This is a genomic window from Maricaulis sp. CAU 1757 (assembly GCF_054482675.1).
Genome location: NZ_JBTLRI010000004.1, coordinates 45787 through 68974, shown reverse-complemented (window position 1 = coordinate 68974; position 23188 = coordinate 45787). Strand labels below are relative to the sequence as shown.

Below are 23188 nucleotides of genomic sequence, written 5' to 3'. Positions count from 1 at the left end.
GAGACCTGATCCATGATCCCTGAGAATCCTCGTATCCTGCTGACCAATGACGACGGAATCCGGGCCCGGGGGCTGAAGTCCCTGGAAAAGATTGCCCGCGAGCTGTCCGATGATGTGTGGATCGTTGCGCCGGCGGAGGAGCAGTCGGGCGCCGGCCGGTCGCTGACCCTGCACAGTCCGCTGCGGGTGCGGCGCTGGGACGAGCGCAAGTTCTCCATTACCGGTACGCCGACCGATTGCGTCCTGATGGGAGTGCAGGACCTGATCGAGGGCAAACAGCCCGATCTCGTCCTGTCGGGCGTCAATCGAGGCCAGAACATCGCCGAGGACGTGACCTTTTCCGGTACCGTCGCCGGGGCCATGCAGGGCATGCAGTTGGGCATTCCCTCGGTGGCCCTGTCGCAGGCCTATGGCTGGGGCCGGCACGACCCGATACACTGGGAAACGGCGGAGCTGTACGGCGCGCCGATCCTGCGTCGCCTGTTTGCGCTGAAATGGCCGGAAGACGTGCTGATCAACATCAACTTCCCCGATGCCGCACCCGATGCGGTCAAGGAGGTCGAGGTGACCCGGCAGGGGCAGCGGGACCAGCACATCCTGCATGCCGATCAGCGCACCGACCCGCGCGGTCACGAATACTATTGGCTGGCCTTCAAGGGCGCCGTGCAGAACCCGGCTGACGGGGTCGATCTGCGCGCCGTGATGGAAGGCAAGATTTCTGTCTCGCCGCTGCACATGGACCTGACCCATGGCGAGACCCTGGGCAAGCTCAAGACCATGCTCGGCGGCGTGCCGCCGAAAAGCTGAGGACGGCCGACATGGACATGCCCGATTCCCGGATGATCCAGCTCGTCATGTCGCTGCGCGGCGGCGGCGTGACCGATGCCCGCGTGCTCGGCGCCATCGAGCGCACGCCGCGGGAAATTTTCGTGCCGGACCGGTTCGCCGACCAGGCGTTCGACGACCGGCCACTGCCGATCGATTGCGGTCAGACCATTTCCCAGCCGCTGATCGTCGCCCTGATGACACAGGCGCTCAAGCTCACCGATCGCTGCAAGGTGCTGGAGATCGGCACCGGCTCGGGCTACCAGGCGGCGATCCTGGCCCGGCTGGCGCGCCGGGTCTATTCGGTCGAGCGCTACCGCACGCTGTCGCGCGAGGCCGAGGCCCGTTTTGCAGAGCTGCGCCTGACCAATATCGTCTGCAAGGTCGGCGACGGTTCGCTTGGCTGGCCGGAGCAGGCGCCCTTCGACCGCATCATCCTGACCGCATCGGCACCGCAACGACCCGACCAGATCCTCGGTCAGCTGCGTGAGGGTGGTATCGCTGTCGCCCCGGTCGACCGGGGCACCAAGCAGGTGCTGGTGCGCTATGAATGCAGGGACGGCGAGATCAACGAAACCGACCTGCTGGACGTCCGTTTCGTGCCGCTGGTCAAGGGCGAGGCTCGCGCGCTTTAGGAAATCGACGCGTGTCCACATTGTAACTAACGCATGGTTAAGCCTTCCATGGCTTGATGTCTGGTGGATATCTCTGCCGGAGTGGTCGTCAAGTCGATGCGTGTTTCGTCCCTGATCTGCCTTGTCGCGGTGAGCAGTGCCGTGCTGGCGGCGTGCTCGACCACGCCGCGCCAGCCGGCACGGGTCGATCACCGCTATCCGGCCTCGACCGGATCGGCCGTCCGCACGGTCAGTGAGGACTGCCGTGGCGGCTATACGGTGCGGCGCAATGACACGCTGTCCGAGATTGCCGTGCGGTGCGGTGTGGATATGGCCGAGCTGGCCCAGGCCAATTCGCTCTACTCCCCCTATACGCTGCGGGTCGGCCAGTCGCTGAGCATGCCGCGCCCGCCGGTGCACGTCGTGCAACGCGGTGAGAACCTTTACCGGATCGGCCTGCGTTACGGCGTGCCGCATACCGAGTTGGCCCGCCATAACGGCATGCGCGAACCCTATGCTCTCGAAGTCGGCCAGCAGATCCGCCTGCCCCAGGGCAGCCGTGTCGTGGCCGCATCTTCAACCTCTGGCCGCCGACCGGAAGCCACCCGCACATCCGCCAGCAGCCCGACGCGCTCGTCGTCGCCGCCAGCGGCTTCCGGAGCGCCGAGCTTCGATTGGCCGGTGCGCGGCACTATCCTGTCGAATTTCGGACCGCGCCCCAATGGCGAGCGCAATGACGGCATCAATATCGAGGCCCGGGCTGGCACCGAAGTGCGGGCCTCGGCCCCGGGGCAGGTCGTCTATGCCGGCAATCAGCTGGCCGGTTATGGCGAGCTGGTATTGATCCGCCACAGCGGCGGTTTCGTCACCGCATACGCCCACAATTCCCGCATCATGGTACGCGAGGGCGACAATGTGGAGCGCGGCCAGGTCATCGCCACAGCCGGCGATACCGGATCTGTCGATCGCCCGCAGGTGCATTTCGAGATCCGCAACGGTGTCACACCCGTCGACCCCAACAGCTACCTGCGCTGAGCCTGCACGGTCAGGTCTTGTTGCATGCCGGGCGCGTCCCGATATAGTCCCGCGCAAATCCTATTGGGGGAGAAGCGGCGGGGCGCCATGCGCCGCCGGTCTCCCATATGCGCGGAGACTTAGACGTCATGGAAGAATTTCTCGTTGGCCCGATCCCGATGCTCATCCTCATGGGCCTCGTCTTCTACTTTCTCATCATCCGGCCCCAGCAGAAGCGGATGAAGGAACACAAGGAGATGGTCGAAAGCCTCAAGCGTGGCGACGAGGTCGTTACCCAGGGCGGGCTCATCGGCAAAGTGTCCAAGGTCGAGGACGACGAAATTCTGGTCAAGCTGGCCGACGGCGTCGATGTACGCGTTGTGCGGGCCACCATCACCGGCGTGCGCGGTCGTCCCGAGCCCAAGCCGGCCAACGACGCCAAGTCCTGATCCTTTCCTCCTGACGAGGCCGCACCGCCATGCTGCATTTCGGGCGCTGGAAGCTCATTGCCATTCTCGCCGTCATTGCCCTCGGGGTGATGTACACGATCCCCAATTTCGTGCCGGAAACGACGCGATACACGATCGACGAGATCGACAATACCCGGGAAGCCCGCGGCATTTGGCGCTGGATCCCCAGTCGGACTGTCAATCTCGGTCTCGATTTGCAGGGCGGTGCCCACATCGCTTTCGAGGTCGATCTGGAAGAGGTGCGCCAGGGCCAGCTTGAAGCCCTCGCCGACGATGCCCGCCGCACGCTGCGCACCAACCAGGTGTTGTCGCGCTCGGTTGCGGTGATCGACGACGAAGTCGTGGTGTTGATGGTGCGCGAGGAGGATCGCGACCGGGCGCTCGAATTGCTGCGCGACCTCAACCAGACGGTGACGTCCGCTTCCGGCGCCCCCGGGCTGGCCCGGATGTACGAGATCACGCCGGACCCCGACGATGCCGCAGCCATCCGCATGCAGGTGACGCCGGAACAGTTCGAAGCGATCCAGAACCGCACGCTGAGCCAGTCGATTACCGTGATCCGTCGTCGTCTCGACGGCATGGGCACCACCGATCCGACAATTGCGCGGATGGGCGACCGCCGTGTCCTCGTCCAGGTGCCGGGGGCCGACGACCCGCAGGAAATCATCGACCTGGTCGGTACCCAGGCGGCAATGAGCTTCCATCTCGTGGACAGCACAATCGATCCGGGCCCGAACGGCCAGGGTCGCGTGCCGCCGGGCCGCACCGTCTACCCGATGGCGGGAAGCAATGGCACGCAATGGCTGGCGGTGGAGACACGGGCCCGCCTGACCGGCGAAAACCTGACCAACTCCAATGTGACGACGCACCCGTCCTATGTCGGGCCGGTGGTCGGCTTCACCCTGGATACCCAGGGCGCCCTGGTGTTCGGCGAGCTGACCCGCAACAATCGCGGTCGCCAGTTTGCCATCGTGCTCGACGACGAGATCATCACCGCGCCGCGTATCAATGACGCCATCCTGTCGGGTTCAGGTGTGATCGGCGGCGGCTACACTTACGAGACCGCCAACCAGCTGGTCATCCTGCTCAATGCCGGTGCCCTGCCGGCGACCTTGACCCCGGTCGAGCAGCGCACCGTTTCGGCCAGCCTGGGCGAAGACCAGATCGAAAGCGGCCGGCTGGCCGTGATCATCGGCTTTGGCGCCGTCATCGTCTTCATGCTCGGCGCCTATGGTGTTTTCGGCCTGTTCTCGACCACGGCACTGATCGCCAATGTGGTGCTCCTGCTGGGTGCGCTGTCAGGCCTCGGGGCCACGCTGACACTGCCGGGCATTGCCGGCATCATCCTGACCATCGGCATGGCGGTCGATGCCAATGTGCTGATCTTCGAGCGCATCCGTGAGGAGGCCAAGAATGGCCGCACCCCGGCCAATGCGTTGCAAGCCGGCTATGAACGTGCCCTGGCAGCCATCCTGGATGCCAATATCACCACCTTCATCGCCGCGGCCGTGCTGTTCATGCTCGGCGCCGGTCCGGTGCGCGGCTTTGCCGTGACGCTCGGTATAGGCATCGTCACCTCTGTGTTCACGGCCTTCGTGTTTTCCCGCCTTCTGGTGGTGCTCTGGCTGCGGGCGACCAAGCCCAAATCAATCCCGTTGTAAGGAGGGGCGATCATGTTACCGGCTCTCGTCAAATATCTCCCCGTCTCGGCCAATGTGCCGTTCGTCCAGCACCGCTTCATCGCGCTGGTCATATCGGCGTTCATCATCGTCGGCTCGATCGTCGCCTTTGCCGTCAACGGCATCAATTTCGGCATTGATTTCCGCGGTGGCATCCAGGGCGAAGTGATCGTGCCTCAGCCGGAAGCCGACCTCGACGGCATCCGCAGCGTGGCCGGTGGCCTCGGCCTCGGCGAGCCGCGCGTGCAGGGCGCCGGTCACACGTCGGAGGGATTTGCCACGGTTCTGGTCTCGCTGCCCCTGCAGCCAGGCGAGGGCATGGAGGGCGAGCAGGCCCAGAACGCGGCCCGCGAACAGCTCGAAACAGCCCTGCTGGCCGTTTATCCCGACCTGGATATCTCCTGGACGGTGATTGGCGGGGCAGTGTCCGGCGAGCTGGTCGTGGCCGGCGCGACGGCCATCGCGGTGGCCCTGTTCCTGATGCTGATCTACATCTGGTTCCGCTTCGAATGGCAATACTCGGCCGGAGCGATCATCGCGCTGGTCCACGATGTGATCGCCACGATCGGCCTGTTCTCCATCACTCAGCTGACCTTTGACCTGGCCACGGTGGCGGCGATCCTGACCATTGTCGGCTACTCGATGAACGACACCGTCATCGTGTACGACCGGATCCGGGAAAACCTGCGCAAGTACAAGAAAATGCCTCTGGAGGACGTGATCAACCTGTCGATCAACGACACGCTGTCACGCACCATCCTCACCTCGTCGACCACCCTGGTGGCTCTGGTCTCGCTCTACGTCATCGGCGGCGCGTCGCTGCAAGGCTTCGCCTTCGCCATGATCTGGGGCATCATCATCGGTACCCATTCCTCGATCTTCGTCGCGTCGCCAATCCTCATGTTCACCGGCGTCCAGCGCGAGGGCGAGCAGGCCTGACCGGTCGGGATATGGCAAATTGGGAAGGCCCGCCGGTTGGCGGGCCTGTTCCTGTTTCAGGGGCGGGTGTTCAGGGCCTGGTAGGAGGCCGGCCGAAGCAGTGCGGCGGAGGACGGGGCGGGCCGATGCGGTCCCGGCTGGACCTGGGTCAGCAGAACCGCCGCGAAGCCGGTGGCGGGGCTGGCGAAGAAATCTGTGTCAAAATAGCCGCCCCAGCTGATATCGCCGGGAATGCCGCGCGGTTCGGCGCCGTCGGCGGGCGGCAGGATGATGTCCACGCCGTAGCCGAAGGACGCACCGGCCCAGCGTTCCCCGAGCTGTTCGCTGGTCACCTGCGGTGTCGCCATCAGCGCGAATGTCTCCGGCTCGACCAGGCGGGTCTCGCCCCACACTCCGCCCTGGGCCAGCAGGCTGGCAAAGCGGATGTAGTCGCGCGCAGTGGAGACCAGGCCGCCGCCGCCTGAGGCCCAGTCGGGGTCGGGCTGGTCATGGCGCACAAGTGTGCCGGATTCATCGTGCACGTAGAGCGGCGACATGGACTCGGGGTCGATGTCGGTATCCTCGTAGAAAAAACCGGTCGAGTGCATTTCCAGCGGCTCGAAGATCCGGGTTTCCAGGAAGTCCTCCAAAGCTTCGCCAGAGGCCACCTCGACGACCCGACCCAGCACGTCGGTCGCGTAGGAATAGGCCCACCGTTCGCCCGGATCGAAATACAGCGGCAGCTCTGCCAACCGGTCGATGCGGGCGGCCAAGTCGCCTTCGCCCTCGTACAGGGAATGGGCAAGATAGTGGCGGCCCAGATCGGTGTCGGTGTCGAACAGATACCCCAATCCCGACGTGTGCGTCAGCAGATCGTGAATGGTCATTGGCCGGGCTGGCGGGCGCGTGGTGAACTCGCCTGCCGCATCGGCCTCGAGCGAGGTGGCAACCCGGACGTCGGCGAAAGCCGGAATGTAGGTGCTGACAAGGTCGTCCAGCCCGATCTGGCCGCTCTCCACAAGCATAAGCGTGGCCAGTGAGGTCACCGGCTTGCTCATGGAGGCGATCCGGACGGGCGTATCGAGGGTAAACGGTGTGCCCGCCTCAAGATCGCTCTGCCCGGCCTCGGCGCTGAATACGATGTCGCCATCCTGGGCGACCACGAGCGCGTAGCCGGGGCGCACTCCCGCGTCGGACAGGCGGGCGAGCTCCGCTTTCAATGCCATCAGGGGGGCGGTGTCGACAGCAGTATCCTGGATGGCGTGGACAGGCGTGGAAACAAGCAGGGCCGCAGCGATAATGGCCGCGCCGGTAGCGGTATGAACAGACATGAAAATCCCCTCGGAAAAGCGTTCCGAGGGGAAAATAGAGCGACCGGGCCGCCTTGGCGACCCGGTCCGTCAATGTTTGCCTGATCAGGCTGCCGACAGGTTCTCGGCCGCGAACTCCCAGTTCACCAGGTGATCCAGGAAGGCGTCCATGTAGGCCGGGCGCTTGTTCTGGTAGTCGAGATAATAGGCGTGTTCCCAGACATCCATAGTCATCAGCGGCGTCACGCCCTCTTCGGTCAGGGGTGTCTTGGCGTTCGGGGTCTTGCGCACTTCCAGCTTGTTGCCGGCCAGGACCAGCCACGCCCAGCCGGAACCGAACTGTCCGGCGCCGGCATCTGTGAAGGCCTTCTTGAAACCGTCGAGCGAACCGAAGTCGCGGTCGATCATGTCGGCCAGCTGGCCGCTCGGCGCACCGCCGCCATTCGGGCGCATCGACTGCCAGTAGAAGGTGTGGTTCCACACCTGGGCGGCATTGTTGAAGATGCCGGCCTTGCTGTCGTCATTGTCGGTCTCGTGGATGATCTCCTCGAGCGACTTGGAGGCCAGCGGCGTGTCCTTGACCAGGTCGTTCAGTTTGGTGACGTAGGCATTGTGGTGCTTGCCATGGTGGAAATCGAGCGTCTCAGACGAGATATGGGGAGCCAGGGCGTCCTTGGCATAGGGCAGGTCGGGCAAGGTGAAAGACATGAGAGACCTCTCGTTTGAAAAGCGTCAGGAAAGATGTAGGTCGTTGAGACCCTTCTTGGATATCAGGACATATGGTGCGGCACACCGCCGTGTCTACCGGAAAGCCGCATGACAGACCACACGATCAACGCGCAATTGGCGCAAAGCGATCCGGATCGCCGCCTGGCCGCCCTGTTTGCAACACCGGACGTGCGTGACGGGCTGCTGGCGCTTTACGCCTTCAACCAGGAAGTCGCGCGCATTGCCGAGGCGACCTCGGAAAGCCTGATCGGGGAAATGAAACTGGTCTGGTGGCGCGACGCCGTCAGCGATCTCTATGCCGCGCCCCGCGTGGTGCGCCGCCACGATGTTACCGAGGCGCTGGCCGGTCTGACCGGAAAGATTGCCGAAGCCGACCTGCACGGCCTCGTCGAGGCACGCTTCGATGATGTCGCGGCCCAGCCCTTCGCCAGCCTGGACAGCGTGCTCGATTATGTCGATGCGACGGCGGTGAGGCTGATGCGCCTCGGTGTGCAGGTCTGCGAGGCGGAGGTCGACGCACAGCATGTGCAGGCTGCCGGGCGGGCCTGGGGTCTGACCGGCCTGTTGCGCGCATTCCCGGTTCGCGCCCGCATCGGCCGGGCTCCGGTCGGCACGGACGCGCTGGCCGAGCATGAGGCCACACCCGCCATGCTGGCCCAGGGCCTCGGTCCCGAGCGCGTCGCGGCGGCCCGGACCGCCGTCATCGACGCCGCCCGTGAGGCCTGCCGGGAGCTCAAGGCGGCCGGACCGATCCCGGCGCCGGCCGTGCCGGCCATGGGCTATGCGGCCCTGGCCCCGGGCTATCTCGACCGCCTGCCTGACAACCCCTATCATCTCGCCCCCGAACGCCCGCTACTGGCGCGCCAGTGGCGCCTGACCTGGCTGTCACTGACCGGCCGTTAACGCCGTTCCCCCGGTGACAATCGCGGCGGCTGCGCTAGGGTGGCCGCCAATCCCCCGAACCACCCCATGGAGACTGACCGATGCTGCACGCGCTGATAACCGGAGCCAATCGCGGACTGGGCCTGGAACATACCCGGCAATTGCTGGAGCGCGGCTGGCACGTCACCGCATGCTGCCGCAATCCCGACCAGGCCGACGAACTGAATGGCCTGCCGGTCGGTGATGGCAAGCTGGACGTCGTGGCCTATGACGCCACCGATTTCAGCGCGCCGCAGCAGCTCGCGGAGGCGATCGACACGCCGATCGACCTGTTGTTCGCCAATGCCGGAATGATGAGCCGCTCGACGCGCCAGTTCGGTCACTCCGCCGGCAAGGCGATGCTGCAGGAATTCAGCGTCAACTCGATCGCCCCGCTCGCCCTGGTCGAGGCCCTGGCCGACCGGGTCGCGGCCTCCGAAATGAAGGTCATCGCCCTGCAATCCTCTCGCATGGGTTCGATCGCCGACAATGACAGTGGTGGCGCCTATGGCTATCGCGCGTCGAAGGCGGCTCTCAATGCGATCGGCAAGTCCCTGTCGATCGACCTGAAGGACCGCGGCATCGTCGTCCTGGTGCTGCACCCGGGCTGGGTCAAGACCGATATGGGCGGCGCGAACGGCCAGCTGACCACGAGTGAAGCCGTTTCCGGCCAGCTCGACCTGATGGCCCGCGCCTTCAAGAACCCGGCCATGAGCGGCCGCTTCTTCCACGTCTCCGGCCAGGACCTGCCCTGGTAGGGCGCAGCGCCGCGTCGAGCTACTCGCCGAGGTGTTGACCGAGGAATGATTCGATCGCCAGGAACACCTCCCGGCGGGACTGGCTTGAGCTGAGCCAGTGATCGCCGTTGTCGAGTTCTATCAGATCAACCGTACCGCCGGCCCGGCGCACGGCGCGCTCCATTTGCCGGCTTTGCGACAATGGCACCACCGAGTCGTCTCTTCCGTGCAGAAGGAGAAGCGGCGCGCGCATTGCGTCCGCGTGTCGCGCCGGCGAAAGGGCGTTCATGGCTTCCCGCAAGCTGTTATCGCTGGCCCCGACAAAGCGCTCCTGCCAGGCGTTGACGAACCAGTGGTGCCGGCCGAAGCGCTCTTGCGTGTAGGAGAGCATGCCGGGCAGATCACTTACGCCCGCGATTGACACGGCGCATCGATACAAATCCGGCGTGAAGGTGGCTCCGGCCAGGGCGGCGTACCCGCCATAGCTGGCGCCGACGATGCAAACGCGATCTGGGTCGGCCAATCCGGCGTCCACCAGCACGCCCACGGTGTCGGTTAGGTCGTGTTGCATGACGCCGCGGCCCCACTGGCCGAACCCGGCCGCGCGCCAGCGATATCCATAGCCCTCCGAGCCCCGAAAATTCGGCTGTACGACGATGTAGCCCCGTGTCGCGAGGAAATGGGCCAATGCATCAAAGCCACCCACGTCCCTGGATTCCGGGCCTCCATGGGGCAGCAGCACCATCGGGAAGGGGCCGCCACCCGACGGTCGGGTCAGGTAGGCCTCAAGCTGATGACCGTCTCGCACCGGGTAGGAGATGTGATCACGGGACGGGAGAGGTGCCTGGTTCAGCGTTTCACGAGCGCTGGCCAGAAAAACAAGGGCGCCTGCCGATGGTGTGTACAGGTAGTACGCCGGTGGCGCGGTGCTGCGCTCCACTCGGATGAGGAATTCGTGGCGATCAGCACTCCAACTCTGAATCTGGGGCGACCCGTCGGGAAAGGTTGCGTCCAGTACCCGTTGGTGGTCCGCGAAGGTTTCGTCGAACCAGAGGTGTTCCCTGAACACGTCTTCCCAGTGTACCCCGATGACCAGATTGCTGTAGGGGTCGACGCGAACGCCGCCGAGATCAAACCTGTCGTGCTCGAAAATGACATCGACAATTTCTCCGGTCTCCAGTGAGAATTCGTAGAGACCGTGACGGCTGTCGCCACTCGGGCTGTCGGGGAGAAATGTTGTGGTGACGGCGAAGCGGCCGTCCGGGAGTTGGCCGGCCAGCCAGAAGGCGGGGCGGTCCGCATCGGTCGTCCTGAGAATCCGCTCCCAACCTCGCTCCTCTGGAATGAAGATGGTTTGGCGATTGCGCTCCTGATCGTAGTCCATGCGAGCGAGTAGTTCGCCAGCCGGACCGACGGCGTAATCCTGTGTATTACTTCGGCCTCGCGCGCGTCGCCGGCTACGCCCCGTCGTCGCGTCCACAGCCAGGAGGTTGTAATCGCGCTCGTCGTCGAAGGCCGGGATAAGGAGTTCGCCCGTATTCGGGTCAACCCCAACCAGCCGAGCGTGATTAACATTGAAGCCAACCTGCCGACTATGGCGCAGCAATTGGCGCGGTTCCATCTGATTGCCAATATCAAATGCAATGATGGCACGGTAGTCGATGGCACCGGTAAACCCGAACATCGAGGTCACATCGCTCGCCCTCAGATAGACCGTGCTCGCATCCGCCCAGTGTATGGATTCAGGGCGAATTTCCGACACTTCGACAAACTGACTGGCACGCGTCTCGCGGTTGATGACCATCAATAGAGGTTGCTCATCGACGGCTGTCAGGAAGGCGATGTGTTCGCCGTCGGGCGAGAGGGTTGCCAGACTCATGTGAGGCAGGCTGGAAAAGGCGTCTACCGGAAAGTCACTGTTCGTCTCGGCGTCGGCCGCTGCGGCCAGAAGCGCAGAGCCGGCCATCAGGCACACGCCGACCAGGGCCGCCGAGGCGGCTGGCAAGAATCGCGACATTGTTTCCCCCCAACTCGATCACCGATCTAAACGCGAGCGGGCGAAAATTGCAACCACGCGCTTGGTTCAGGCCGCCGCCCACGCCCCCAGATCCGCAAGCGCCCGCTCCGACAGCGCCGTCTTGCGCGCCGGCGTCTTGGCCTTGCCCTTGATCTTGTTGCCGTCCGCGTCGTGGGTCGGCTGGGTGATCGGCGGGAACAGGCCAAAATTGACATTCATCGGCTGGAAGGAGCCCTTGCCGGCATCCATGTGGCCGCCGGTGACGTGGGCGATCAGGGCGCCCAGCGCGGTTGTCGGTGGCGGCGGGGCGAGGCGGGTTCCGAGCCGTTCGGCGGCGGCGTAACGGCCGGCCAGCAGGCCCATGGCAGCGCTCTCGACATAGCCTTCCACGCCGATCAGCTGACCGGCAAAGCGCAGGCGCGGCTGCTTCTTCAGGCGCAGCTGCGCGTCCAGCAATTTGGGCGAGTTGAGGAAGGTGTTGCGGTGGATGCCGCCGAGACGCGCGAACTGCGCCTCCTCCAGACCCGGGATCATGCGGAAGATGTCCGTCTGGGCGCCGTATTTCAGCTTGGTCTGGAAGCCCACGAGATTGAACAGCGTGCCCAGCGCATTGTCCTGGCGCAGCTGCACGATGGCCCAGGGCTTGACCGTCGGATTGTGCGGGTTGGTCAGGCCGACCGGTTTCATCGGCCCGTGGCGCAGCGTCTCGCGGCCGCGTTCCGCCATCACCTCGATGGGGAGACAGCCCTCGAAATAGGGGGTGTTCTCCTCCCATTCCTTGAACTCGGTCTTGGGACCCTCGATCAGCGCGTCGATGAAGGCCTCGTACTGCGCCTTGTCCATCGGGCAGTTGAGATAGGCCTTCTGGTCGGCCTCGGTCTCGCCCTTGTCATAGCGCGACTGGAACCAGGCCTTCTCCATGTTGACACTGTCACGATAGACCACCGGCGCGATGGCGTCGAAAAAGGCCAGCTCGCCTTCGCCGGTTTCCGCCAGGATGGCCTGGGACAGGCTTTCCGAGGTCAGCGGACCGGTGGCGATGATGACGCTGTCCCAGTCTTCCGGCGGCAGGGCCGGGACTTCCTCGCGGCAGATCGTCACCAGCGGATGCTCGCTGAGGGTCTTGGTGACAGCGGCGGAAAAGGCATCGCGATCGACGGCGAGGGCGCCGCCGGCGGGCAGGCGATTATTGTCGCCTTCCGCCATGATGATCGAACCGAGGCGGCGCATTTCCTCGTGCAGCAGGCCGACCGCATTGGTCGCCGCATTGTCGGAGCGGAAGGAGTTGGAACACACCAGTTCGGCCAGGCCGTCGGTCTTGTGGGCCTCGGTCTCCTTCACCCCGCGCATCTCGTGCAGGATGACGGGAATGCCCTTGGAAACGAGCTGCCAGGTCGCCTCGGAGCCGGCCATGCCGCCGCCGATGACGTGTACGGGTTTGTGCGCTTGATCTGTCATGCGCGGCATATCGAGCCGAGAGGGCGGTGAGTCAATGGTACGGGGCGGTTGGTGCCGGGCGGAACCGCTCCCCGCGACCCAAAGCCGCTTCTCTCGGCGCTTGATCCGCGGCACCGGCCCTGTATGTCTGACCCTGACTTGAACGGACAGGTAGACATGACCTCCAGACCCATTCCCATCGTGCGCAGCGTACTGGCGGCCTACGCCTTCTTCCTCGCCCACTGGCGCCCGATCCTGATCGCCGGCGTGCCGTACACGGTGGGCTATGCGCTGCAGCTGGTCCTGCTGCAGACGCAGACCGGGGGTGAAACGGCCAATGCCGGACTGCAGCTGGTCTACCTGTTGCTGGCGATCGGAACCTTCCTTGCCAGCCTGGCCCTGTCGGCAGCGGCACTGCGCATGGCGGTGCGTGGGGATTTCGGCGGCTGGCTCGGCCTCAGGCTGGGGCGCGACGAGCTCAACATCTTCCTGGTCTCGCTGCTGATTTCCGCCCTGACCCTGTTGGTTTTCCTTCTGGTGTTCATGTTCTGGGCCGTTGTGTTCTCCTCGATCGCCCTGGGCTCGCTCGAGCAGGCCGGGATCGACCCGGAGGCCGAAGGCTTCGATTTGACCCAGACCACGGCCTATCTCGGCGGCAGCGAATGGGGTGTGCTCATCCTGCTCGGGCTGGCCGCCGCGGCGGTCATCTTGTGGCTTACGGCGCGTCTCATCCTGGCCTTTCCGGCCACCATCGCCCAGCGCAAGGTCCAGGTGCTCAGCGTCTGGAATCTGAGCCATGGCCAGGCCTGGCGCATCGCTGCGGCGCTGGTGCTCGCCATGGTGCCCTTCATCGTCATCGAGATCATGCTCTACGAGACCCTCAGTGCCCTCGCCGGCGGGCACTTCCTGGCCATGGACTTGGAGCTCGGCCCGGAAGGCGTCGACGCGCCCGGATTCGGGCGGGCCCAGGAGTACCTGCGCTGGCATGGTCTGATGTCGGCCGTTCACGTGCCGGTGGTCTCCGGCCTGTACGCCTACATGTACCAGACCGTCACCCGGCCACCGCGCGACGCGGGACAGGACTGAGACGCGTCCCTCTGGATGTTGTTGCGGATACCCTCATGATAGGGTCTCGCAGCAGCAGTCTCGGGGGAGAGCAGCATGACGTCTGGCCATTTCGATATCGGCACCGGTATTTTCTTTTTCTTTAAGCGTTTCGGGGAGCGCCCCGGCGGCGCGATGTGGCTCATCCTGTGCCAGATTCTGCTGGTCTTCGTGGCCTGCGCGGCGGGCTTGGCGCTGGCGTGGCCGGCCGTCGAGAATCTGGGTGCGCTGGCCGAGGCGGAGAAGGCCGGCGGGCTCAGCGAGGCCGAGGCGACCCAGCGCGCCCTGGGCATTGCCGGGCCATTGATCGGCATCGCCGTGCTCATCATGCCGGTCGCCATCATCATCGCCCTGATGCTGCAGGGTGCCTGGATGCGCTTCCTGACACGCGACGAGATCAAGCCGGTCATTCCCTACCGCCTCGGCGGTGACGAGCTGCGCCTGCTCGGCGTCAACATCCTCTACGTCGTGGTCGGCATCGCCCTGTATGTGGCGGCGGCTATCGTCATGCTGGTCTTCGGCTTTGGCGGCGGCGCCATCATCGGTGCCAATGAGGGCTCGATCGGGGCCGGCATGGGCGGCGGTCTGCTGATCTTCCTCGGTGTGGTCCTGGGGCTCGCTCTGGCCGTGTTCATTGCCGTCAAGCTGGCCACGGCGCCGGCCCTGACAGTGCTCGACCGCAAGTTCCGCTTCTTCGAGAGCTGGGACGCGTCGAGCGGCGTGTTCTGGCACATGCTGCTGACCTATTTCGTGGTCGGCATCTTCGTGATGGTGATCTCGATGATCGTTTCCACCATTGTCCAGCTCGTGGCTCTCGGCGCTGTCCTGCCGGCGATCGGTGAGCTGTCCCTGCTGGAGTCCCAGCTCGAGGACGGTGAAATCCGCGAGGTCATGGCCGCCCTTGGTGACGCCTTCAGCTCGCCGACGACGCTGATCCTCCTGGGCATTGCCTTCGTCGTCAGCTATGCCGCCCAGATCATCTATGAGGGTATGTGGCATGGTGTCGGCGCCTACAACGCGGTGCGCTACCGTGCCAGCGATGCACCGAGCCAGGATGCGCCGGTGCTCGAAGCCGACCATCCCCTGGGTGCGACGCCCAGCGAGAACTGATGGCCAGGCCCTGGATCCGGGCCAGCGGGGTCGGCGGTTTCCGTCGGCCCCGCTTTGCATGGGAACCAAGCCACAACCCGCCCGTTGCTGGTGCATCCCCGGATGGCAGGCAAGGGTGGTATCGAGGTGAGTGACTCCAATCAGGCAACCAGCGACCGGGTCGAGGATGACGATACCTCAAGGCCGCGCCGTGGGTCGCTGGAGGGGGTGTTCCAGGAATTGTGTGAATGCGCCGAGGGCGACAAGGTCACTGTCGGGGCCATACTCGACGGCCTGGCACACCGCTCCTACGGGCCGCTCCTGCTGTTTCCCAGCGTCATCGCCGTGCTGCCCGTGGTCGGCGCCCTGCCGGGCGTGTCCATGGCCATGGCTGGGCTCGCCCTGCTCATCTCCGTGCACTTCCTGATCAACCGCCGCACTCTCTGGCTGCCGCGCAAGGTGCGCAATTTCGAGGTGTCGTCGAGCAAGTTCAGAAAGGGCATGGAATGGGGCATGCCGACCTTCCGGTTCATTGACGGCTTCCTCGACCGGCGCTTCCAGATCATGCTGCGCTCGCCCTGGCCCTTCCTTCTGTCCCTGCTGTGCGTGCTGCTGTCGCTGGCCATGGGCGTCGGCGCCCTGGTCCCCGGCGGCATCGTCCTTCCGGCCCTCGCCTTGGCCGTCATCGCCGTCGGCCTGACTGCCCATGACGGGCTGGTCCTGGCGCTCGGCGGGCTGATCAGCATGGGCGGGATGTGGGGGCTGTGGAGCCTGGTATTCTAGCGCGGGATCGCCCGCCCACTCAGCTTGCGGGCCGGACCTCCTGTTGACCTCTTCATTCAGACCCGTCTTTTGCTCAGGCCTTGTCCGGCCTATTCGGCGTGCTGGCGGCGCAGCTCGTGGCCGCGTTCCAGCAGCGGAGCGAGGTAGCGGCCGGTCCACGAACGCTTGACCTTGGCAACATCTTCCGGCGTCCCCTCGGCAACGATCTCGCCGCCACCATCACCGCCCTCGGGGCCGAGATCGATGAGCCAGTCGGCGGTCTTGATGACATCCAGATTGTGCTCGATGACGACCACGGTATTGCCCGCGTCGACGAGCTCGTGCAGCACTTCCAGCAGCTTGCGGACGTCCTCGAAGTGCAGGCCGGTGGTCGGTTCGTCGAGGATATACAGCGTCTTGCCGGTGGCCCGTTTGGACAGCTCCTTGGACAGCTTGACGCGCTGCGCCTCGCCACCGGAAAGCTGGGTCGCCGGCTGGCCGATCTTGACATAGCCGAGGCCGACCCGCTTCAGGGTTTCCATCTTGTCGCGCACGGACGGCACCGCCTTGAAGAACTCGGCGCCTTCCTCGACCGTCATGTCGAGCACGTCGGCGATCGACTTGCCCTTGAACTGGACCTCCAGCGTCTCGCGGTTGAAGCGCTTGCCGTGGCACACGTCGCAGGGCACGAAGACGTCGGGCAGGAAGTGCATTTCGATCTTCACCACGCCATCGCCCTGGCAGGCCTCGCAGCGCCCGCCCTTGACGTTGAACGAGAACCGTCCCGGCTTGTAGCCGCGCGTCTTGGCCTCGGGCAGCTGGGCGAACCATTCGCGGATCGGCGTGAAGGCGCCGGTATAGGTGGCCGGATTGGAGCGCGGCGTGCGGCCAATCGGCGACTGGTCGATGTCGATCACCTTATCGAGCCGGTCGAGCCCCTCAATGCGGTCGTGCGGGGCCGGCACCTGCTGGGCCTTCTGCAGGCGCCGTGCGGCGGCCTTGTAGAAGGTCTCGATGGTCAGGGTCGACTTGCCGCCGCCCGAGACGCCGGTGACGCAGGTGAACACGCCGAGCGGAAACTCGCCGTCGACGCCCTTGAGATTGTTTCCCGTCGCGCCGACCACCTTGACCGTGCGCTTCGGGTCGATCTTGCGCCGCTTGCCCGGCACCTCGATGCGGCGCGTGCCGGCGAGGTACTGGCCGGTCAGGGATTCGGCATTGGCGATGATCTCCTCCGGTGTGCCCTCGGCGATGACTTCGCCGCCATGCACGCCGGCTGCCGGTCCCAGGTCGACGACATGGTCGGCGGTCATGATGGCTTCCTCGTCATGCTCGACGATGATTACCGTATTGCCGAGGTCGCGCAGGCCGCGCAGGCTTTCCAACAGGCGGGTATTGTCGCGCTGGTGCAGGCCGATCGAGGGTTCGTCGAGGACGTAGAGGACGCCAGTCAGGCCCGAGCCGATCTGGCTGGCCAGGCGGATGCGCTGGCTCTCGCCGCCGGACAAGGTGCCCGAGGCGCGGTCGAGGGTGAGATAGTCCAGCCCGACATCGACGAGGAATTTCAGGCGTTCGCGGATCTCCTTGAGGATGCGCTCGGCGATCTGCCTGTGCTTGGGCGACAGCGTGTCCTCGACGGCGGTGAACCACTCGCCGGCCTTGCGGATCGACAGCTCGCCGGCCTGGGCGATGTCCATCTCGTCGATCTTCACCGCCAGGGCTTCCGGTTTCAGGCGCTTGCCGCCGCAGGTCTCGCACGGCTGGGCCGACTGGAAGCGCGACAGGTCCTCGCGCACCCAGGAGCTGTCGGTCTCGCGCCAGCGCCGTTCCAGATTGGGGATCACGCCCTCGAACGGCTTCTTGGTCTTGAAGGTGCGCAGCCCGTCTTCATAGGTGAAGGTGACCTTGTCCTTGGTGCCGTAGAGAACGATTTTGCGGAAGGCCTCCGGCAGGTCGCGCCATGGCGTCGTCATGTCGCCGTCGAAATGGCCGGCGAGGGCGGTCAGGGTCTGCTGGTAAAGCTTGGACGTGGCCCGGCTCCACGGCGCGATGGCGCCGTCGGAGAGGCGCTTGTCGCGGTCGGGCACGACCAGATTCTCGTCGAATTTGAGCGACATGCCCAGCCCGTCACAGCTCGGACAGGCGCCGAACGGATTGTTGAACGAAAACAGGCGCGGTTCGATCTCGGCGATGGTGAAGCCGGAGACCGGGCAGGCGAAGTTTTCCGAGAACACGATGCGGTCTGGTGCCTCGCCCTCGGCCGGCGTACCGGCAAACTCGGCCACGGCGATGCCGTCGGCCAGGCGCAGCGCGGTCTCAAGACTGTCGGCGAGTCGGCTTTCCAGCTCCGGCTTGATGACGACGCGGTCCACGACCACGTCGATGTCGTGCTTGAATTTCTTGTCCAGCTTCGGCGCGTCCTCGAGCGTGTAGAACTCGCCATTGACCTTGACGCGCTGGAAGCCGGCCTTCAGCCATTCGGCAAACTCCTTGCGGTACTCGCCCTTGCGGCCGCGCACCACGGGGGCCAGCAGGTAGAGGCGTGACCCCTCCTCGAGCGCCATCAGCCGGTCGACCATCTGGCTCACCGTCTGGCTCTCTATCGGCAGGCCGGTGGCCGGCGAATAGGGAATGCCGACACGGGCCCAGAGCAGGCGCATATAGTCGTAGATCTCGGTGACCGTGCCAACGGTGGAACGCGGATTCTTCGAGGTCGTCTTCTGTTCGATCGAGATGGCCGGTGACAGGCCCTCGATGGAGTCCATGTCCGGCTTGGCCATCAGTTCGAGGAATTGCCGGGCATAGGCCGACAGGCTTTCCACATAGCGGCGCTGGCCCTCGGCATAGATGGTGTCGAAGGCGAGCGAGGACTTGCCCGAGCCCGACAGGCCGGTGAACACGATCAGGCTGTCACGCGGCAGCTCGACGGAAACATTCTTCAGATTGTGTTCGCGTGCGCCCTGGACGCGGATCTTGTCGAGTGCCATGAAAATCCCTGTCGCCTGAGAGGCGAAATCCTGCAAAATCGATGAACAATTAGAGAACGCACCAGTCGCCGTCCAGTTCGCCGCCGCGTGCTGCTGACATGACGTAGGCAGGAGGTCGGTCGAAACAAGCCCGATACCGACCACCGGGAGGTGTCAATCTGCGCCATGCATGATCTCTGTCTCTGGACTCTGTGCCCCCGGTCCTCTCAAATCGCCGCGACTCGGGGGCGTTTGACCCTCGGAACAGAATGTGAACAAAATGGTGGCCGGTCAATCGGTAGCCGCGACAAGATGGAGAACGGGTGATGGCGGGCAGCGTCAACAAGGTAATTCTGGTCGGCAATCTCGGGCGCGACCCGGAGATCCGCCGCATGGGCAATGGCGACCCGGTGTGCAATCTGTCGGTCGCGACGTCTGAGAACTGGCGCGACAAGTCCTCCGGCGAGCGCCGCGAGAAGACCGAGTGGCACCGCGTCGTGATCTTCAACGAGAACCTCGCCAAGGTGGCCGAGAACTATCTCAAGAAGGGCTCCAAGGTTTACGTCGAAGGCCAGCTCCAGACCCGCAAGTGGACCGACCAGAACGGCCAGGAGAAATACTCCACCGAAGTCGTGCTGCAGCGCTTCCGCGGCGAGCTGACCATGCTGGACGGTCGCAATGAAGGCGGTTCGGGCGGCGGCTATGGCGGCGGCTCCGGGGGCGAGAGCTTCGGTGGCGGCTCGGGCGGGTCCGGCGGCGGTTCGCGCTCGATGGACGGCCCCAAGGAAGATTTCCGCAATAACGACCTGGACGACGAGATCCCGTTCTAGAACCGGAATTCCAGGCCCCTGTGTGCGGTTCGAATAAAAAAGGCCCCGGCTGCTTGCCGGGGCCTTTTGCTTGCAGGCGATGGCTTAGGAGCCGTGGAACGGCCGATTGCCGAATTCCGCCTTGCCCATGGCCAGCACCACCGCATTGGCGTCCTGGCTGAAACGGGCCCGGTCTGCAGCGACATAGCCGATCTGGGTACCGGCCTTGGTCCGGCTGCGCACGCGCAGCTGGCCGTCACTGGCAAACGGCTCCGGGTCGACATATCCGACATGGTAGCCATCGCGGGTATAGACATTGACACGGGCATAGCTCGCATCATGTCGCGGACCTCGCATCGAGGCATGTCCGTGACCGGATGTGCGTGTTCTCACGCGCGCTTCCGGTGTGCGCACCCAGGCGCGGGCATCCGCGTCGAGCTGGGCCCGCAGCGAGCCTTGCGCGTCGCTCATGTGATAGCTGCCGAGGCGGCTGTTGAGGTGTGAAGCGAGGCGCGTGTCCGCGGCCAGGCCGGTGCGCTGGTCGACCAGCGTGTCACCGAGGCGGTTGTCCACGCCGAGGCGAGTGGAGTTCTGGATGGTTCCCTGCACCTGCCCGGTAATGTCGGGCAATTGGGCAATGGCCGCCGGTCCGGCGGTGCCAGCAAGCGTCAGGGCGATTAGGCTGGATGAGAGCGTTTTCATGGTGTCCTCCTGATAGCTGTTGGACACCTGAGAAACGGTTTTCCCGCTCCAGGGTTGCGGAGGTTTCCGAAGTTTAATCCGCGACCACTGCGATCACTCCGCAGGCGATGCGGGCGCCCGCCCCTCCGATCGGCTGGGAAACCTGATCATCGGGACCGGCATGGATGACGATTGCGGAGCCGTCGCTGTCGAGCAGTGCCGGCTTGCCGTTCTCGCCGTTCAGGCTTACGCGCGGTGTGAAGATCTCGACATTGATATTGCCGCTCGCGTCGGCCCAGGCATTGGGCAGGTCGGCATTGTCAGGGCCGTCCGCATTGAGCAGGCCGTGCGCCCGGCCGTCCGGGTTGATGTGACTACCCGCCGAGGTGAAATCGCTGGCCGAGCAATCCCCGGTTTCGTGCAGGTGAAGGCCGTGCCAGGCGGCCCGCTGGTCAACGGGCAGGTCACGCAGCTGGACGCGAACCATGACGCCCTGTGGTCCCTGGGTGAAGGTGGCCAGTCCGCTGACGGCTTCGTCGGTACCGACCAGCTCCGCACGCACGGTTTCCATCACGGCGGGCGCCATGGCCTGGCCCTCTTCCTCCGCGGTTGCAGCGGTGCAGGCGGTGAGGGCGAGGCAGGCCGTGCCGGTGGCAAGGGCGATGCGAAGGATCGGGGCTGACATGGCAAACTCCAGGCTATGGCTGGCCGCGGGATAGCGGTTCCGGTTCAGGGCAGTAACACATCGAGACGGTTCGAGGTTCCCCGACCGCCCGCTTCGGTCGCACCGGCCACGGCAAACACCCGTCCGTCGACAGCGACGCCGCCGAGGCCGTGGCGGGGCACCGCCATGTCCGGTCCGGCCGACCATATGTCGCGGCCGGGCTCATAGATCCAGCATTCGGCATAGACGCCGCCACCGGCATCATCGAAATACTCGCCACCGAAGGCGTAGAGCCGACCACCCACCACGGCGGCAGCCAGGCCGCCCTGGGCCTGTGGAAGCGGTGCCAGGGTCTGCCAGCGACCGGAAATCGTGTCGAAAGCCTGGTGGTCGGCCCGATTGCCGGCATTGACCAGACGCCCGCCGACTACGTGCAGGCGGTTGGACAGCACTCCGCCGGCGGCGGAATTGCGGGCCACCGGATTGGGCTCCGCCTCGTGCCAGCGGTCAGAGCGGGCATCGTAGACATAATGGGCCGCGCTGTCGGCATGGTCGGACCAGTTGGCGTTGCTCGTACCGGATGGCTGCCGGCCGGTGGCCACGTGCAATCCGGTCGGCAGGGCGTGCGCCACCGTTTCCGCGAATGGCCGTGGCATGGGAGCCAGCTCGGTCCAGGTGTCGCTGTCCGGGTCATAGCGGGTCAGCCGGTCGAGCATCTGCCAGCGGCCGCCGCCCCCCGCGCGAAACCCGCCAACGGCGTATATGGCGCCGTCATGGGCCACCAGATTGGGGTGGTGACGGGGCTCGGGCAGGGGGGCGATCTCGCGCCACCCATTGCGGGCCAGGCAGTCCTCGCGCCGAAACCGGGTCGCCGCATCCCGGTTCTCGGTCCACACGAAGGCGCGCTCGAGAATTCCGTCCTGGCCCTCGGGAGCGTCGGGCGACAGGCCGCCGGCGACATAAATGCGCTCGTCGAGCACGGCGGGATAGATCTCCTGCGTGCGCACGGGCAACGGGCTCGCGGCCAGCCAGCGCTCGGCTTCGGAGCGGCAGGTCTGGGCCCGCGCGGGAGCGGCCAGGGGCGCCGCCAGGCCGGTCGCCAGCAGCGAGGCGAGCGTGGTGCGTCGCGTCCAGCCGGTCATGACGGGCAAGCACCGCCGCTCAGGCGGGCGATGTCCTCGGGCGACCCGTCATGCGCGGGCGCTTCGAGTCCAAGCAGGCAAGCGGCCAGCCCATACACGGCGGTGTTGGCGACCGGCTCGACCACCTGGCCGTCCGGCCATGCCGGGCCAGCGGCGATCAGCACGGCGGCCATCTCAGGCAGGCGGTTGTCGAACCCGTGATTGCCGGACAGGCCGGACATCCAGGCATCTCCTTCCACATCGGTGGCGGCCAGAGTTACCGCCCAGCCGGGATCGGCGAGAATGAACAGGTCCGGGCCGCGGTCCGGGTGATTGAATTGCCAGGCCTCCGGCATGTCGGACGGCAGGTAGGCCGTGAGGGGGACGTCACTGGCGTTGAGCGCGTCGCGGACCTGCCGCGCGGTCTCGGGCGGGCCGTAGGCCATGACAAACGGTTCGAGTCCGGCACCGTAGCGCCCTGAGAATTCGGGAATGAACAGCCCGTCCAGCGACGCCAGGGTGTCGAGCCGGATGACACGGTCGGGACTGACGGCGGTAACGCCGTGGTCGGATACCACGATGATGTGGGTGCGGTGCAGGACTCCTCGCGTCTCCAGTCCTTCGACGATCTGGCCGACCAGCGTGTCGACCAGGGCCACCGCCTCGCCCTCCTCGGCCGAGCCGGGTCCGTGCCGGTGGGCGACACTGTCGACATGATCGAAATAGACGGCCCCGAAGGCCGGCTGTTCGTCGACCGGTACATCGAACCAGGAAAGTACCTCGGCGATCCGGTCCGGGTAGGGCAGGTCGTGGTCATAGGGGTGCCACACGCTGGGGCGGATGCCGTCCTGCGGCGCTTCATTGCCGGGCCAGAACATGATGTGCGCGGTCAGCCCCTGGCGTTCGGCCAGGGTCCAGATGGGCTCTCCCTGCCACCATCGCGGATCGCCGGAATGGGCGCGGTTGGAAAACACCGTGTCGAGGGATCGGTCGTACGGCGCGTTGGACACCATGCCGTGGTGCTCGGGATAAAGGCCGGTGGCCAGCGTGTAGAAGTTCGTGAAGGTCTTGGTCGGCATGACCGGGACCATGTGCTCTGCGCGCACGCCCCGGGCTGCCAGGGCGTCGAGGTGCGGCGTGTCCCAGTCGTCCAGGGCGTCCGCGCGCAGGCCGTCCAGCCCGATCATCAGGACGATGGGCGGTGGCGTGTCCGCCGCTGGCGAAACGGCCGGTCCGCGGTGCATGCAGGCGGAGAGAAGCAGGAAAATCAACAGAGCTGGCAGGCGAGCGATCATGGCGGTCCCGGGGGGCTGTGGGCTGC

Annotated in this window: 21 protein-coding genes; 12 read left to right on the top strand and 9 right to left on the bottom strand. The window is 65.4% G+C overall.

Going from position 1 to position 23188, the window contains the following annotated elements; genetic code table 11:
• Positions 1-12: 12 nt before the first annotated feature.
• The 6 genes from surE to secF all read left to right on the top strand — a co-directional run bounded on the left by surE (position 13) and on the right by secF (position 5541).
• Positions 13-807 carry a 5'/3'-nucleotidase SurE gene (surE, locus tag ACXYMR_RS11285; RefSeq protein WP_458942972.1) on the top strand — a complete coding sequence of 265 codons (795 nt, stop codon included), beginning with the start codon at positions 13-15 and terminating at the stop codon, positions 805-807.
• 11 nt (positions 808-818) lie between these two features.
• Positions 819-1460 carry a protein-L-isoaspartate(D-aspartate) O-methyltransferase gene (locus ACXYMR_RS11280; protein ID WP_458942971.1) on the top strand — a complete coding sequence of 214 codons (642 nt, stop codon included), beginning with the start codon at positions 819-821 and terminating at the stop codon, positions 1458-1460.
• A 96-nt stretch (positions 1461-1556) separates the two neighbouring features.
• Positions 1557-2474 carry a peptidoglycan DD-metalloendopeptidase family protein gene (locus ACXYMR_RS11275; protein WP_458942970.1) on the top strand — a complete coding sequence of 306 codons (918 nt, stop codon included), beginning with the start codon at positions 1557-1559 and terminating at the stop codon, positions 2472-2474.
• Positions 2475-2602: 128 nt separating this feature from the next.
• On the top strand, positions 2603-2902 hold the full coding sequence (yajC, locus tag ACXYMR_RS11270; protein ID WP_458942969.1) for a preprotein translocase subunit YajC: 300 nt from the start codon (positions 2603-2605) through the stop codon (positions 2900-2902).
• Between the two features lie 29 nt (positions 2903-2931).
• A complete protein-coding gene (gene secD, locus ACXYMR_RS11265) occupies positions 2932-4584 on the top strand; it encodes a protein translocase subunit SecD (protein ID WP_458942968.1) in 1653 nt (550 codons plus the stop codon).
• Between the two features lie 12 nt (positions 4585-4596).
• Positions 4597-5541 (top strand): protein translocase subunit SecF, encoded by a 945-nt coding sequence (gene secF / locus ACXYMR_RS11260; protein WP_458942967.1) that lies wholly within the window; start codon positions 4597-4599, stop codon positions 5539-5541.
• A gap of 56 nt (positions 5542-5597) precedes the next feature.
• On the opposite strand, the gene ACXYMR_RS11255 is transcribed toward secF, so the two are convergent.
• Both ACXYMR_RS11255 and ACXYMR_RS11250 read right to left on the bottom strand, forming a co-directional pair.
• On the bottom strand, positions 5598-6851 hold the full coding sequence (locus ACXYMR_RS11255; protein ID WP_458942966.1) for a serine hydrolase domain-containing protein: 1254 nt from the start codon (positions 6849-6851) through the stop codon (positions 5598-5600).
• 84 nt (positions 6852-6935) lie between these two features.
• Positions 6936-7538, bottom strand: coding sequence for a superoxide dismutase (locus ACXYMR_RS11250; RefSeq protein WP_458942965.1), 603 nt, complete (start codon positions 7536-7538; stop codon positions 6936-6938).
• A gap of 108 nt (positions 7539-7646) precedes the next feature.
• Between ACXYMR_RS11250 and ACXYMR_RS11245 the strand changes: the two genes are divergently transcribed.
• Together ACXYMR_RS11245 and ACXYMR_RS11240 are read left to right on the top strand one after the other, a co-directional pair.
• The gene (locus ACXYMR_RS11245; RefSeq protein WP_458942964.1) at positions 7647-8462 is read left to right on the top strand and encodes a squalene/phytoene synthase family protein; all 816 of its coding nucleotides are present in this window, start codon (positions 7647-7649) and stop codon (positions 8460-8462) included.
• An 80-nt stretch (positions 8463-8542) separates the two neighbouring features.
• On the top strand, positions 8543-9238 hold the full coding sequence (locus ACXYMR_RS11240; protein WP_458942963.1) for an SDR family oxidoreductase: 696 nt from the start codon (positions 8543-8545) through the stop codon (positions 9236-9238).
• Between the two features lie 19 nt (positions 9239-9257).
• On the opposite strand, the gene ACXYMR_RS11235 is transcribed toward ACXYMR_RS11240, so the two are convergent.
• Complete coding sequence (locus ACXYMR_RS11235; protein ID WP_458942962.1) at positions 9258-11234, bottom strand: alpha/beta hydrolase family protein; 1977 nt, start codon at positions 11232-11234, stop codon at positions 9258-9260.
• Between the two features lie 66 nt (positions 11235-11300).
• Positions 11301-12701 (bottom strand): methylenetetrahydrofolate--tRNA-(uracil(54)-C(5))-methyltransferase (FADH(2)-oxidizing) TrmFO, encoded by a 1401-nt coding sequence (gene trmFO, locus ACXYMR_RS11230; RefSeq protein WP_458942961.1) that lies wholly within the window; start codon positions 12699-12701, stop codon positions 11301-11303.
• A 147-nt stretch (positions 12702-12848) separates the two neighbouring features.
• Here trmFO and ACXYMR_RS11225 point away from each other — a divergent pair, with 147 nt between their 5' ends.
• The 3 genes from ACXYMR_RS11225 to ACXYMR_RS11215 all read left to right on the top strand — a co-directional run bounded on the left by ACXYMR_RS11225 (position 12849) and on the right by ACXYMR_RS11215 (position 15647).
• Entirely contained in the window at positions 12849-13757 is a 909-nt protein-coding gene (locus ACXYMR_RS11225) for a hypothetical protein (RefSeq protein ID WP_458942960.1), read from the top strand.
• A gap of 75 nt (positions 13758-13832) precedes the next feature.
• A complete protein-coding gene (locus tag ACXYMR_RS11220; protein ID WP_458942959.1) occupies positions 13833-14885 on the top strand; it encodes a hypothetical protein in 1053 nt (350 codons plus the stop codon).
• Positions 14886-15011: 126 nt separating this feature from the next.
• On the top strand, positions 15012-15647 hold the full coding sequence (locus ACXYMR_RS11215) for an exopolysaccharide biosynthesis protein (RefSeq protein ID WP_458942958.1): 636 nt from the start codon (positions 15012-15014) through the stop codon (positions 15645-15647).
• A gap of 89 nt (positions 15648-15736) precedes the next feature.
• On the opposite strand, the gene uvrA is transcribed toward ACXYMR_RS11215, so the two are convergent.
• Positions 15737-18613, bottom strand: a complete 2877-nt coding sequence (gene uvrA, locus ACXYMR_RS11210; protein ID WP_458942957.1) for an excinuclease ABC subunit UvrA — start codon at positions 18611-18613, stop codon at positions 15737-15739.
• Between the two features lie 305 nt (positions 18614-18918).
• Between uvrA and ACXYMR_RS11205 the strand changes: the two genes are divergently transcribed.
• Positions 18919-19422: a single-stranded DNA-binding protein gene (locus tag ACXYMR_RS11205; protein WP_458942956.1), complete on the top strand. Its 504-nt coding sequence runs from the start codon at positions 18919-18921 to the stop codon at positions 19420-19422.
• An 84-nt stretch (positions 19423-19506) separates the two neighbouring features.
• Here ACXYMR_RS11205 and ACXYMR_RS11200 read toward each other — a convergent pair whose 3' ends face one another.
• The 4 genes from ACXYMR_RS11200 to ACXYMR_RS11185 form a co-directional block, all read right to left on the bottom strand.
• The gene (locus tag ACXYMR_RS11200) at positions 19507-20103 is read right to left on the bottom strand and encodes a hypothetical protein (protein ID WP_458942955.1); all 597 of its coding nucleotides are present in this window, start codon (positions 20101-20103) and stop codon (positions 19507-19509) included.
• Between the two features lie 73 nt (positions 20104-20176).
• Positions 20177-20668: a superoxide dismutase family protein gene (locus ACXYMR_RS11195; protein WP_458943219.1), complete on the bottom strand. Its 492-nt coding sequence runs from the start codon at positions 20666-20668 to the stop codon at positions 20177-20179.
• A 143-nt stretch (positions 20669-20811) separates the two neighbouring features.
• Positions 20812-21888 carry a Kelch repeat-containing protein gene (locus ACXYMR_RS11190; protein WP_458942954.1) on the bottom strand — a complete coding sequence of 359 codons (1077 nt, stop codon included), beginning with the start codon at positions 21886-21888 and terminating at the stop codon, positions 20812-20814.
• The gene (locus ACXYMR_RS11185) at positions 21885-23162 is read right to left on the bottom strand and encodes an alkaline phosphatase family protein (RefSeq protein ID WP_458942953.1); all 1278 of its coding nucleotides are present in this window, start codon (positions 23160-23162) and stop codon (positions 21885-21887) included. Before ACXYMR_RS11185 ends, ACXYMR_RS11190 begins: the two co-directional genes overlap by 4 nt.
• Between the last annotated feature and the right edge of the window lie 26 nt (positions 23163-23188).

Coding starts and splice junctions, on each gene's coding strand:
- surE (WP_458942972.1), top strand. CDS start 13: ATGATCCCTGAGAATCCTCGTATCCTGCTGACCAATGACGACGGAATC.
- ACXYMR_RS11280 (WP_458942971.1), top strand. CDS start 819: ATGGACATGCCCGATTCCCGGATGATCCAGCTCGTCATGTCGCTGCGC.
- ACXYMR_RS11275 (WP_458942970.1), top strand. CDS start 1,557: ATGCGTGTTTCGTCCCTGATCTGCCTTGTCGCGGTGAGCAGTGCCGTG.
- yajC (WP_458942969.1), top strand. CDS start 2,603: ATGGAAGAATTTCTCGTTGGCCCGATCCCGATGCTCATCCTCATGGGC.
- secD (WP_458942968.1), top strand. CDS start 2,932: ATGCTGCATTTCGGGCGCTGGAAGCTCATTGCCATTCTCGCCGTCATT.
- secF (WP_458942967.1), top strand. CDS start 4,597: ATGTTACCGGCTCTCGTCAAATATCTCCCCGTCTCGGCCAATGTGCCG.
- ACXYMR_RS11255 (WP_458942966.1), bottom strand. CDS start 6,851: ATGTCTGTTCATACCGCTACCGGCGCGGCCATTATCGCTGCGGCCCTG.
- ACXYMR_RS11250 (WP_458942965.1), bottom strand. CDS start 7,538: ATGTCTTTCACCTTGCCCGACCTGCCCTATGCCAAGGACGCCCTGGCT.
- ACXYMR_RS11245 (WP_458942964.1), top strand. CDS start 7,647: ATGACAGACCACACGATCAACGCGCAATTGGCGCAAAGCGATCCGGAT.
- ACXYMR_RS11240 (WP_458942963.1), top strand. CDS start 8,543: ATGCTGCACGCGCTGATAACCGGAGCCAATCGCGGACTGGGCCTGGAA.
- ACXYMR_RS11235 (WP_458942962.1), bottom strand. CDS start 11,234: ATGTCGCGATTCTTGCCAGCCGCCTCGGCGGCCCTGGTCGGCGTGTGC.
- trmFO (WP_458942961.1), bottom strand. CDS start 12,701: ATGCCGCGCATGACAGATCAAGCGCACAAACCCGTACACGTCATCGGC.
- ACXYMR_RS11225 (WP_458942960.1), top strand. CDS start 12,849: ATGACCTCCAGACCCATTCCCATCGTGCGCAGCGTACTGGCGGCCTAC.
- ACXYMR_RS11220 (WP_458942959.1), top strand. CDS start 13,833: ATGACGTCTGGCCATTTCGATATCGGCACCGGTATTTTCTTTTTCTTT.
- uvrA (WP_458942957.1), bottom strand. CDS start 18,613: ATGGCACTCGACAAGATCCGCGTCCAGGGCGCACGCGAACACAATCTG.
- ACXYMR_RS11205 (WP_458942956.1), top strand. CDS start 18,919: ATGGCGGGCAGCGTCAACAAGGTAATTCTGGTCGGCAATCTCGGGCGC.
- ACXYMR_RS11200 (WP_458942955.1), bottom strand. CDS start 20,103: ATGAAAACGCTCTCATCCAGCCTAATCGCCCTGACGCTTGCTGGCACC.
- ACXYMR_RS11195 (WP_458943219.1), bottom strand. CDS start 20,668: ATGGCGCCCGCCGTGATGGAAACCGTGCGTGCGGAGCTGGTCGGTACC.
- ACXYMR_RS11190 (WP_458942954.1), bottom strand. CDS start 21,888: ATGACCGGCTGGACGCGACGCACCACGCTCGCCTCGCTGCTGGCGACC.
- ACXYMR_RS11185 (WP_458942953.1), bottom strand. CDS start 23,162: ATGATCGCTCGCCTGCCAGCTCTGTTGATTTTCCTGCTTCTCTCCGCC.